General features: G+C 62.0%; 12 protein-coding genes. 8 read left to right on the top strand and 4 right to left on the bottom strand.

The window, feature by feature from the left end; all coding sequences use genetic code 11:
* A partial coding sequence (locus ACO59D_RS06715; protein ID WP_485126319.1) for an OPT/YSL family transporter occupies positions 1-1,048 on the bottom strand: 1,048 nt, incomplete at its 3' end.
* 150 nt (positions 1,049-1,198) lie between these two features.
* Between ACO59D_RS06715 and ACO59D_RS06710 the strand changes: the two genes are divergently transcribed.
* The gene (locus ACO59D_RS06710) at positions 1,199-2,080 is read left to right on the top strand and encodes a type III pantothenate kinase (protein WP_485126318.1); all 882 of its coding nucleotides are present in this window, start codon (positions 1,199-1,201) and stop codon (positions 2,078-2,080) included.
* A gap of 128 nt (positions 2,081-2,208) precedes the next feature.
* On the opposite strand, the gene ACO59D_RS06705 is transcribed toward ACO59D_RS06710, so the two are convergent.
* Entirely contained in the window at positions 2,209-2,394 is a 186-nt protein-coding gene (locus ACO59D_RS06705; RefSeq protein WP_485126317.1) for a hypothetical protein, read from the bottom strand.
* 237 nt (positions 2,395-2,631) lie between these two features.
* Here ACO59D_RS06705 and ACO59D_RS06700 point away from each other — a divergent pair, with 237 nt between their 5' ends.
* Together ACO59D_RS06700 and ACO59D_RS06695 are read left to right on the top strand one after the other, a co-directional pair.
* A complete protein-coding gene (locus ACO59D_RS06700) occupies positions 2,632-2,898 on the top strand; it encodes a hypothetical protein (RefSeq protein ID WP_485126316.1) in 267 nt (88 codons plus the stop codon).
* A gap of 15 nt (positions 2,899-2,913) precedes the next feature.
* On the top strand, positions 2,914-4,533 hold the full coding sequence (locus ACO59D_RS06695) for an alpha-amylase (RefSeq protein ID WP_485126315.1): 1,620 nt from the start codon (positions 2,914-2,916) through the stop codon (positions 4,531-4,533).
* Here ACO59D_RS06695 and ACO59D_RS06690 read toward each other — a convergent pair.
* Positions 4,506-4,940 carry a DUF3810 family protein gene (locus ACO59D_RS06690; RefSeq protein WP_485126314.1) on the bottom strand — a complete coding sequence of 145 codons (435 nt, stop codon included), beginning with the start codon at positions 4,938-4,940 and terminating at the stop codon, positions 4,506-4,508. The two genes, ACO59D_RS06695 and ACO59D_RS06690, sit on opposite strands and share 28 nt — an antisense overlap.
* A gap of 313 nt (positions 4,941-5,253) precedes the next feature.
* On the opposite strand from ACO59D_RS06690, the gene ACO59D_RS06685 reads away from it, so the two are divergent.
* The 5 genes from ACO59D_RS06685 to ACO59D_RS06665 all read left to right on the top strand — a co-directional run bounded on the left by ACO59D_RS06685 (position 5,254) and on the right by ACO59D_RS06665 (position 8,977).
* A complete protein-coding gene (locus tag ACO59D_RS06685) occupies positions 5,254-5,478 on the top strand; it encodes a hypothetical protein (RefSeq protein WP_485126313.1) in 225 nt (74 codons plus the stop codon).
* 453 nt (positions 5,479-5,931) lie between these two features.
* Positions 5,932-6,360, top strand: a complete 429-nt coding sequence (locus ACO59D_RS06680; RefSeq protein ID WP_485126312.1) for an Hsp20/alpha crystallin family protein — start codon at positions 5,932-5,934, stop codon at positions 6,358-6,360.
* 264 nt (positions 6,361-6,624) lie between these two features.
* A complete protein-coding gene (locus ACO59D_RS06675) occupies positions 6,625-8,061 on the top strand; it encodes a radical SAM/SPASM domain-containing protein (RefSeq protein WP_485126311.1) in 1,437 nt (478 codons plus the stop codon).
* A gap of 103 nt (positions 8,062-8,164) precedes the next feature.
* The gene (locus ACO59D_RS06670) at positions 8,165-8,584 is read left to right on the top strand and encodes a peptide deformylase (RefSeq protein ID WP_485126310.1); all 420 of its coding nucleotides are present in this window, start codon (positions 8,165-8,167) and stop codon (positions 8,582-8,584) included.
* 9 nt (positions 8,585-8,593) lie between these two features.
* The gene (locus ACO59D_RS06665; protein WP_485126309.1) at positions 8,594-8,977 is read left to right on the top strand and encodes a hypothetical protein; all 384 of its coding nucleotides are present in this window, start codon (positions 8,594-8,596) and stop codon (positions 8,975-8,977) included.
* 21 nt (positions 8,978-8,998) lie between these two features.
* Here ACO59D_RS06665 and ACO59D_RS06660 read toward each other — a convergent pair whose 3' ends face one another.
* A complete protein-coding gene (locus ACO59D_RS06660) occupies positions 8,999-11,533 on the bottom strand; it encodes a hypothetical protein (protein ID WP_485126308.1) in 2,535 nt (844 codons plus the stop codon).
* Positions 11,534-11,544: the final 11 nt, after the last annotated feature.

The following is an 11,544-nucleotide window of genomic DNA, read 5'->3' as shown; positions in this document are numbered from 1 at the left end:
TCTGTCCGCACGACTGCGCGCTCATCGCGGTGGTCACAAAGGCGAGAAGCACCACTACAACGCTTACCAGCGGCGAGAGACCGAGTCCCATGCACATGAGGACCACGATGGCAGCGGCAATCACGGCGAAGGTGCCGGCGTCAGTGCGGACGCTGCCGGTGACGAGCGACCCTTGACCGCCTGCCGCACCGTCCGAGGCGCTTGAGGGGCCTCGCACCCCACGCACGATGCCCGCAAGCTGCGGCAGGATGTCCTTTGCCACCACGGCCAGGCCAGCGCCCATCATGAGTCCCATGCCCAGGCTCTTCACGATGCCCTGCGCTGCGTCAACTTCCCAAAGCCCAGCGGCACTGCCCGCCACCACAACGCCAAAGTTGGCGAGAAGAGCCCCCGCAAACCACCAGGCCACGGCAGCGCCACCCACAAGGAAGCCTACCGAGACCATCATCGGCGAATTGTAGATGCCAAAGCTCACACCAGGGATGGGGAGCGTCGCCAGCATGGAGGGCACCGCGCCGAGGGCGTCGCGCAGCACGGCATAAATACCGGCAAGCCCCATCGAGGCGAAGAGGCGTCGTCCGGTCCTGCCGCCGGCCTCGGTTGCGCGCAGGGTCTGCGCCGCGGAGGCCCCCATGGGGAACTCGAGGTTTACATCAACGATGAAGTGCCGATGGATGATGGCGGTGGCTACGAGGCCCAGCCCCGTGCCGGCAAGGGCCACAGCAAGCATCTGAACAAACCCCACCTCGCCGGCGTACCCGAGCATCCAGGCGCCAGGGATGGTGAAGGCAAGCCCTCCCGCGACCATGGCGCCTGCGGACATGATGGTATGCGTGACGTTGGCCTCGTTGAGGCTGGCGTCTCCAAGAAGCTTGAGGAAGAAGAGCGAAACTATGGCTGCGAACACAATCGGCCACGGAAGCGCACCGAGTTTGAGCGCCGTGTAAGCCGAGGATGCGGTGATAACGACGCAGCCAATGCAGCCAATGACGACGCCACGCGCCGTCAGCTGTCCACGCCACGTGGCGTGGCCGGAAGAATTGCCCATGTTGCTCTCCTTTGCGTATATCCGCTCCCCCTGGCGGCCGGCGAATGCAGGCCGAGGAGTCGGGTTACCGGTGCCCGTGCGCCGGACCAGCGCGCGGACTTGGTAGAGTATAGCGAAAGGGGCGATCCGTCAGCGTCGAGGGGAGTACGCGTGGCAAAGGGCGAGCAGGCCGAGCGGCCAGTGCCTGTCGGCGAGGGGCACTGCGTCCTGGCCGTAGACGTGGGAAACACCTCCACCGGCTTTGGCCTTTTCTCGGCAGATGCTGGCGAGACGGACGAGCCGCTGGGGACCTGGGAGCTCACCACGCCCGCAAGGATCACGGCCGATGAGGCCCGCATGCAGGTGGCGCAGGTCCTGGGCGTGCTTGCGCGTGACGTGGCCGGGCAGCGCTCGCTCTCGTCGGAGCGCGCGGCAGCCGCCGAGCCGCCGCTCGATGCAGTCCTCTCGTGTGTGGTGCCGCCGCTTACCGAGGCGTGGTCGGCAGCGCTTGCCACGGCCTGTCATACGCGCCCCATTGTGGTGGGGCCGGGCCTCAAGACCGGCCTACGCATGCGCTACCGAGACCCCGCCGAGATTGGCCCCGACCGCATAGCCGACGTTGTGGCAGCCAAATCCGCATATGGCTCGCCCGTTGTTGTAGTGGACTTTGGGACAACCGTGAACATCGAGGTAATCGATGCCGAAGGTGTCTTTCTCGGTGGCATCATTGCGCCGGGCCTCGCACTTGGGGCACGGGCGCTCTCCCATGCGGCCGCCCGGCTGCCCGTCATCGAGCTGCAGGCGCCGAAGGAGGCTATCGGGCGCTCCACGCGCGAGGCCATGCAGTCTGGCGTGGTCTTTGGCGAGACTGCCCGCGTGGACGGCCTTCTCAGCCGCGTATTCGAAGAGCTTGGTGGAGAGGCCCGCATCGTTCTTACAGGCAGCAGCGCCAGTCGCGTGGCACCACTCATGGCCCATGCCGCCGAGGTGGACGAGACGCTCACGTTGCGCGGGCTTCACCAGCTGCGGCTTGGAGCGAACCGGCGCGGCTAGCGCCGCGCAGCGCAAGCCTTTCGGCTGCGCCATACACAACGACGGCCCGGGCGGGGTTTCCGCCCAGGCCGTCGCGAGCCTCCCATGCGCTTGGTGCCAGCGCTCTCGCCTGCGCTTCTCGCCGGCGCCTAGAAGTGCGGATAGAGCATGGTTGGGTAGGTGGTCACATTCTCCTGCGGGCCACGCTGGCCACGAACCTTGTTCACGATTGCCTGCGCCGTTGCCGCTGCGAGCACGGTACCAAAGAGCAGCGCAAGCATGATGAGGAACACGGTTAGGATGATGAGCGGGCTGGATGTGGAAATGATGGGCATATGCCGTCACCTGCGACTTTCTTGAGCGGCCTTCAACTTTGCACCTCTTTTGTAACACGTCGGCAATATTGTTTCAAGTATGTTACGAGAAGTACGGGCAATGGTCTCTCCTGCCGGCTTGCCGGTGGCTCTGGCCGATGCAAAGACCACGTGAACCGCGCGCATAATGCTAGTCGGGTGAGCGAATGGGGTACGATTTGGCTGCGGCGCATCTGCGCGCCCGAAGGGAAGGTTCTCATGATCATGATTATGTTGCTTCTCGCATCAGCCCTTGCCGTTGTCTTGGCGCCGGTCATGCTCGCCGTGCTGGCGGTCTGGCTGGTCTTTGCCCTTGTTGTGGGCATCTTCCGTGCCCTGGGATGGGTGATTGGCGCGGGGCTTCGGGCGTTTTGGTGGCTCTTCGCCGCGTCGCTCGTTCTTGGGCTCATTGGATTTGCGCCTGCCATTCTCCTGGCAATTGTTGTCGCCGTTGCGGCTTGCGCGCACCCCACGCGTGTAGGATGAGGGCATGATTATCATTTGGATTTTGATGGGGGCGTGCGCGTGAACGGTACGATGCTCCAAGGCTTCTCCTGGTACCTAGACGCAGATGGCAGGCACTGGCGTCGGCTGGCAGAAGACGCCCGGCTCTTTGCCGACAACGGAATAACTGCCGTATGGCTGCCGCCTGCCTACAAGGGGATGGCTGGGGTAGACGATGTTGGCTATGGCGTGTATGACACGTACGATCTAGGAGAGTTTGACCAGAAGGGCTCCGTGCGCACGAAGTATGGTACGAAGGAAGAGTACCTTGCCGCGATAGACGCCCTGCACGCGGCGGGCATGGAGGTTCTCGCCGACGTGGTTCTCGACCACCGCATGGGCGCCGATGGCACTGAGCGCGTGCGCGCAACAGAGATGGCATCGTACAACCGCGAGCAGCCCACATCGGCCCCGCGTGACATTACCGCTTGGACGCGCTTTGACTTTCCGGGGCGCGGTGACACGTATTCTGGCTTCAAGTGGAACTGGACCTGCTTTCACGGGGTCGACTATGACGAGGCCACCCACACAAATGCGATTTACCTCTTTGACGGCAAACACTGGAGCGAGCAGGTCGATCATCACGACAACGGCAACTATGACTATCTCATGGGCTGCGATGTGGACGAGATGTACCAGCCTGTCTATGACGAGCTCCTGCGCTGGGGCGAATGGTACCTCTCAACCTGCAACCTTGACGGCTTCAGGCTCGACGCGCTCAAGCATATGGGCCGGCAGTTCTTTCTCCGCTGGCTTCCTGCGCTTAGGCAGGAGTTTGGCAAGGAGCTTTTCACGGTGGGGGAGTACTGGTCGCCCGACCTGGGAGAACTCAAGGCCTACCTAGGTGCTGAGCGTGCCATGAGCCTCTTTGACGTGCCCCTTCACTACCACCTCTACGAGGCGTCCTGCTCCTTTGGTAACGTTGACCTGCGCCATCTCTTCGATGGGACCCTTGTGGGGTCAGACCCAATGCGCGCCGTTACCTTTGTTGAAAATCATGACACCCAGCCTGGCCAGGCGCTTCAGTCCTTTGTCCAGAGCTGGTTTAAGCCCTCGGCGTACGCGCTCATCCTGCTGCGCGAGGCGGGCTACCCTTGCGTCTTTTACGGTGACCTCTTTGGCATGCCTAATGACGGCAACATCCCCGCCGTTCGCGAGCTGCCTCTCCTCATGGAGCTTCGCCGTCGCTTTGCCTACGGCCCACAGCACGACTACCTGGACGACCCGGACGTTATTGGTTGGGCACGCGAGGGTGACGGGCGCCATGGCGGCTCTGGTGTTGCCTGCGTGCTTACCGATCGCGAGGGCGGCTCAAAGCGCATGTACGTGGGCGCTCGCCATGCCGGCGAGCGGTGGGTTTCCGTTCTTGGCGGAGAGTCTGATACCTGCGTGGGCGACGATGGCTGCGCAGAGTTCGTCTGCAACGGGGGGAGCCTCTCGGCATATCTGCCCGAGGATACGGCTGGCGTTCTCGAGAACGACATCGTGCGGTACGGCCAGGATGCCCCCACAGACTTGAGCTCGCATCTGCCGGTTCCGAGTGCAGGGGAGAAGCGCGAGGCAGACCGCATCAAGCGGGATGCCGATCGCTACGCGTCCAACCAGGCAAGCAGGTAGTCCACCACCAGGCCGTATGAGCGAGCCCCATCCTTTCCGCCAAAGCTTCTGAGGTAGGTGTCGTTGGCCGTGGTGCCCACGTCTTCAAAGGGGCCCTTGTAGGCCTGGTAGTGCTGCCGTGCGGCTGTTCGGTCTTGCAGTACAAGCTCAACGCCTGAGCCGTCCTCGCCCGCGGGAGCCTCTGAGACCACCCGCTGGGCACGCTTGGGGTTCTCTGCCAGCAGGGCGTTTACGCAGTGGTTGAAAGCGGAGTAGCAGCCAGAGTACGAGAGGCGCACGTCATCGCTACAAGAGCAGGCGAGAAAGGCCGAGAGGTTCGCCTCCCCTTCGCCGGCAGTGCCCAGGCGGTGGGCTGCCTCGTGGCACATCGTGAAGGGCAGCTCGGCGGTCGCGGTTTTGAGCGGCACGCTGGATTCTGCAGTGTCAAGAAGATACCCGTGTGGCCGCTGTAGAGCAGGGGCTCGTCAAAAAGCAGGTGCGACTTTATGGGTGCAGTGCTTCCCGAGAAGACCTCATAGCGCTGGGCGAGCGGGATATACGACACTCCGGCAATGCTTGCGAGCTCGTAGAAGTCCTGTTGGGGGAGCACCGTCCTCCTCGCGCGGAACCAGTGACGCGCGGCTGGCGGCTTGGCCCAGATAGTACGCGGTGACGCTTGCCAGCTGGCCCTCGCTGTGCTGAGCTTTCAAGGCCAAGGTCTCGGGAGAGTTCCGGCGCGTAGTGGTTGAGCGCCCATCCGGCGGTGCCGAGAAACGCGGTTGCTGCTATGGTCAGAGCTACCATCGAGAGCCAGGGGAGAAAGCGCTTGCGGTGGCGTATGCGATGAACCAGCGTGGCGATTGCCGCCACCACGAGGCCAACGGTGTCCAGTCCCATATGGCGAAGGGGGCTATGCTTGCGGCCGTTGCCAGGGCAGCCATGAGAGACTTTGAGAACTGGCAGTAGCCGGGGAAGAGCGTTGCCTGCAAGTCTGGTCGAGAGAAAAGCGAGGCGAGTGCTGGGCTGGAAGACACCGGCGGAGGCCATCGCCGAGGTGCTCGCCGAGGCGAACGGAAATCCGCAATGGCCGCGTTAATCCGCTGCCGGTTGTTGTCATTTTGCCAGCTCCGGCGTCGGCTTGACGCCGGAGCCTGCGTTTGCGCAGCCATCACAAGACCCCTTCGACGCCGAAATGACGTTGCGGAGTTCGTTCCCGCAGCAACTACGTACAAAAGCGCCCCTCCGTCATCAACGGTGCGCATCGCGCAGCTCTACCTGCAGCCGAACTCAATATCCAAGCGTAGTAAACTTAGAAAACCTTAGATTGCTTGTATAAAGAAACCATAGTGGGGAACATACAAGAATGGACCCAAAGAAGCCCAAAGAAGGGGCTTCCACCACATAGAAGGAGTGGTAACGATGGCTGGCATGATTCCTTATAGTGATTACGAGAAGGCACTTCGCAGGGCATGGCCGTTTGGAGCCTTCGACGACTTCTTCGCTCCTCTCGCAGCGATTAACGCCGATGATGCCTTCAAGATGAACGTCGAGGACGCGGGTGACAAGTACGTTGTGACTGCGGAGCTCCCGGGTGTTAAGAAGGATGAGGTAGACGTCGAGCTCAACGAGGGCAGGCTTTCCATTAGCGTGGACAAGAAAGAGTCCGACGAGGAGGAGAACAAGAACTACCTGCAGAAGGAAACCTCTGAGTGGCAGGCAAGCCGTGGCGTGTATCTGAAGGATGCCGCGACTGAGGGTCTCACGGCCAAGATGGATGGCGGCGTCCTCACCATCAATGTTCCCAAGCAGGCCGAGAAGGCCAACGTCACGAAGGTTGCCATCGACTAACAGCGATGCGTTTGCCCCTTACAACACGCAACGTGTAAGGTGCCCCGGTTTCGGCCGGGACACCTCCTTTTGTGCATCGCTGTGCCATCGCGGCTGCCACTCACCTACTAGATTTGAACGTATTTCAAAAAGCGGACTCATCTCGCACGGCTTAGGGGATGATACTCTCTATGCGATGGGAACCACGGCTTCATGCGGCGTCAGACATTCCGATAGTTGCCTTGAGGTGGTTGCCCGTAGAACCCGCAGGAGAAGGAGAGGCCCATGTCCGCGTTCACCTCCATCAAGGCCAAGGCCATCGGTGTTGCCGTCGACCAGGGAGTCAACATGCTCTACGATGACTTCGACGGCAACCTACCCAAGGTAGAGTCTCTCATCAACAAGTTTGCCGGCTCTGGTGACTCCATCAACGATGCCCAGCTCAAGCTCTTCAACATGGTCATGGGTTACATGAAAGATCCCACTAACAACTGGCGTCATCTGGTCGACAACATCATCAACAATGTTGACAGGGACGTTGTCAAAACCTTTGCGCATAACTTCTTCGTGAACTCCGTGACCATTGGCGGCGCACGCCAGCGCGAGGTCAACGACACCGAGGGCTGCAACTGCCCGTGGGCCATCCTCATGGACCCCACTACCCGCTGCAACCTGCACTGCAATGGCTGCTGGGCAGCCAACTACACTAGCGCCAACCACAAGGACCTCACGTTTGAGGAGCTCGACTCCATCATCACGCAGGGCAAAGCGCTGGGCACCTACATCTACCTCTTCACTGGCGGCGAGCCCATGGTGCGCAAGCACGACCTCATCCGCCTGTGCGAGAACCATCCGGATTGCTTCTTCTCGGCGTTTACCAACGGAACGCTCGTGGATGAGGCGTTTGCCGACGAGATGCTGCGCGTAAAGAACTTCATGCCCGCGTTTTCCATCGAGGGCTTTGAGGAGGCCACCGACTCCCGGCGCGGCAAAGGTACGTTCGAGAAGGTCACGCGTGCCATGGACATTCTCCGCGAGCGCAAGCTCCCCTTTGGCGCCTCCATGTGCTACACCAGCGAGAACTACGACTCCATTACCAGCGACGAGTACATCCAGCTCCTTGTCGACAAGGGCGTGCTGTTCGCATGGATCTTCACGTACATGCCTGTGGGCCTGGGCGCTCCGGTGGAGCTTCTCGCCACGGCGGAACAGCGCGCGGGGATGTATGACAAGGTGCGCAAGAACTGGCGCAACAATGTGCCCATCTTCTTCGCCGACTTCTGGAACGACGGCGAGTACACGGGCGGCTGCATCGCGGGCGCCCGCCGCTACATGCACATCAACGCTGCGGGTGACGTTGAGCCCTGCGCGTTCATCCACTACTCCGACTCCAACATCCGCGAGAAGAGCCTGCTCGAGTGCTACAAGAGCCCGCTCTTCAAGAGTTACCAGGCGCACCAGCCGTTTAGCTCCAACATGCTGAGGCCGTGTCCTCTGCTGGACAACCCCGGCAAGCTCTCCGAGATGGTGCACGAGACCGGAGCCAAGTCCACGGATTACGTGCATCCCGAGGACGTGGAAGAACTCGAGAGCAAGACGCAGGCGGCAGCTGCGGCATGGGCTGAGAAGTCCGCGCCCATGTGGGCCAACAGCCCTAAGGGCCGCCTGTCCGACCGCCTGGCCAAGGAAACCGGCGACCCAAACGCCTGGGTCAAGTACTGAGACAAGGGGGCAGTCCCTTTGTCTCATCCACGCGCGGCGCTAAGATATGGTCTGCTTGAAAACAGCGCCCTGCAAACGGGTGGCCCTTCCGAAAGGAACGTACATGATTCGCGAGCTCTGCAAGGACAACGCCATTCTCTCCAAGAAGTGCCAGCGCGCCACACCCGAGGACGCATCCCTGGCGCAGGATCTCATCGACACGCTGCACTCCATTGAGGATGGTGCCTGCTTGGCGGCCAATCAGATTGGCGTCACGAAGGCCGTCGCAGTCTACCTTGACGACAGCGGCGAGGCGCACGTGCTCTACAACCCGCGCGTCATGATGGGCCTCAACGCCACGCGTACGGCCGAGGGCTGCCTCTCGCATGACGAGCCTGCCAAGGTCACGCGCTACGGCAAGGTCAAGGTCTCCTACGACGAGCTTGTCGACGGCCAGTTCGTGCAGCGCCGCCGCGACCTCACGGGCTGGGAGGCCCAGATGGTGCAGCACATGGTTGACCATTGCAACGGCAAGCTGGTCTAGGGGGTGCCCGTGGCTAACGAGGACGAGAAGGTCATCGATCTTGATCTTGCGGCAGGAGAGCTCTTCTCGAGCTATCCCGACCTCCCCGCGCTTCTTGAGGAGATGGGAATCGAGAACGTCGACACGGGCAAGACCATCCCCCAGATTGCCTCTGAGCTGGGCGTGGAGACAAGCGTTATCGCCTTGGCGCTCGAGGCGTCTGGTTTTGTCGTGCATGGCTTGAAGCCCTCGGCGGATGGCTACAAGAGCCCGCTTGACGATGTGGTGAGCGTGCTCTTCGACAATTCCTATCACGGCGAGCCGCTGCCAGACACCCCATCGTCCGGCCCCATGCTGGCTCACATGGAGATGGCCATTCGCCGCGCGCAGGACGAGGGCAAGCTTCCCAAGTGAGACAGAGGAACCCCCCTTGTCTCACTTCGTAAAGAGGGCGGTGAGGCGGTCGAGGAACGACTGGCTCTGCTGGCTGTCATCGGTTGCCTGCGAGGTTTGGCCGTCTGTGCTAGAGGAGTCAGACGAGCTGCTCACACCGTCTACCACGTAGACAAACTGCACCTCACGAACATTGGTGTTGGCGGGGTCGACAAAGGAGTGCAGCTGATAGCCACGCCCGAGCTCCTCGTCAATCGTGTCCTGAAGCTCGTCGAGGACCCTCTCGTCCATGCCGTCAACAGATCCTTGTAGTTCGTCGAGACCGTCGGACAAAGTGTGGCTGCCGCCTGCTGCCTGAGAGGTGCCATCGGCAAGCGTGCCTAGACCGTCGTCCAGCTCGTGGGCGCCCGCGGCAAGGCCCTTCGCCCCTGCGTCGAGCTTGGTGGAGCCGCTGCTCAGCGTGTCGAGTCCCGCGGCCAGCCGCCCAGCCCCATCCTTTGCCGAGGAGGCCCCGGCAGCAAGCGTGCCGAGCCCGGCGTCAAGGCCAGATGCGCCGGAAGCAAGCACATCAACCCCGCCCTTGAGCCCGCCGCCCGTCTGCATCGACCCGGCCAGCGCGTCTACACCGGCAGACACCTGGTGCGCACCGTCGTTGAGCCTCTGGAGGCTCGTGACGTCGATACTGCCGAGCTGCTGCTGAGCGGCACCCACTATCTCCTGCGAGTTCTTTACGAGCTCGTCAGACTGCGTGAGTACGGCCTGAGACTGCGCGAGCATGCCCTGGATGCCCGTGCCATCGCCGGCACTGCCCTCAAGGGAGGAAAGCGTGCTGCTCAGTGCCTGCGAGTCTGTCTGGAGCTGTTGCGCTGCTGTGCTTACGCCCTGTATGCCCTGCGCAAGTGCTCGGATGGTGTCCGCCGCACTCTTTGCATCGCCGCTAGCGCTACCTGCAGCGCTGGCTGAGGTGGTGCCGGCGTCAGCTGCATTCTTCGCGGATGCCATGGTGCTCTCGACGGCGGACCTCTGGTCGTCAGTGAGCGTTGTGTCTTTATCGAGTGCAGCAAGCGTGCCGTAGGCATCCGAAGCGCTGCTCGCCGCCTGAGTTGCTGCGTCCTGCGCTGCTGCAGCCTCGCCGGCGGCGGCGCCTGCCTTCGTGGCTGCAGAGCCAAGCGCCTCTCCCATGCCTGAGGTGGCCTCCGAAAGATCCTCAAGGTCAGCCTTCACAGCCTCAGCCTGGGTCACGGCGGCCTGCCCCTCCTCGTCCATGCCCTGGGCGGAGGTCTGTATTGTCGCAAGCTCCTTCTGGATGCCATCTACAGATGTCTTAGCGGTGTTGAGCTTGGCGTTCATGCCTGCAAGCTGCTGTGGGAGCGTGCTAGATAGTGCGTCATAGAGCTGCTGCGTACCATCGGCAACCTGCGATGCCCCATCTTTCAGCGCCGTTAGCGAGCCGTCTTTCGCCTCGAGTGCTGCCCTGAGCTGTTCGGCACCGCTCGCAAGCTGAGAAGACCCCGCCTTCGCGCTCTGGGCTCCGGCGTCAAGCTGTGCGGTGCCGCCTGCGAGTTCGTGCCCGCCATCTGCAAGCTGCGACGTCCCGCTTGCGGCCTCCGCAGCTCCCGCCGCAAGCCCATCCGCACCACTTGCCAGCGAGCCAGACCCACTCGCTGCACTTCCGGCCCCGGCATTGATGAGGTCCAGCGTGCCTGCAAGCTCGCGCCCGCCAGAGTCAAGCTGGTCCACACCGTCTGTGAGCCTTGACGTGGCATCTGTGAGCTTTGACGTGTCGGCATCTCGTACGCTCACGTCCATGGAAAGCGGCATGGCGCTTATCTGCCAACCGGAGTACGTGAAGTCTTTGGCGTCACCCGTGATGTGCCAGTCTCCATTGGTACCAGGCAATAGCAGGTAAGTGACAAGGGTGTTGCTGCCTACCACGGCCACGGTGCCATCGTCGGAGTCGTCGAGGTCAAAGTTGTCGTTGGGGAAGGTGCCTTGCGCCTGCAGCATGAAGCTCTTGGCAAAGTCCGACTCCGGCGAGTTGCCATCCACGCCTGTGACCTTGAGCTCGATGTCGAGCTTGCCGCTCTTTCCAGAAAGCTCGTCAGGCGAGACAGGCTTCCCATCAAGGTGATACGTTACCTGTATGTCCCAGGGCAACTGCGTGGAGGCGTCAAGGTCTCCCTGGTAGTAGGTGGGCTCACCCGCCTGTGTGGTAAGGCTTACCGAGCCGTTCGCGTTGTCAAGCGCCTCCGTGGTCGAGAGGTTCTGCACCTTGGTATAGGTGCCTGGGTCTTTTATGGTCTCTGCGGTGGCCGTCTGGAAATCGTTCACCACGTAGATGCCGCTCTTCTTTCCCGTTGCGTCCGTGCGTGCGTAGACAATCTCCGTCTTCGCGCTTTGGGGCTCGCCACTCTGGGTGTTGGTGTCGGGCTCGCTCGGCTGGTCGTTCATTTCGTCGGCAATCGCTTGGGTAGCGCCAAACGGAATGCTCATCGAGACGCCCATCAGCGCGCCCATGGTACCCGCAAGCGCCTTGCGACCAAGGGAGGCTACGCCCTTCTTGCTGCTGTATTTCATGGTCCTGCTCA

This window comes from Tractidigestivibacter sp. (genome assembly GCF_057241865.1).
Note: the sequence above shows the minus strand (reverse complement) of the source record. Positions and strands in the feature narration are given on the sequence as shown.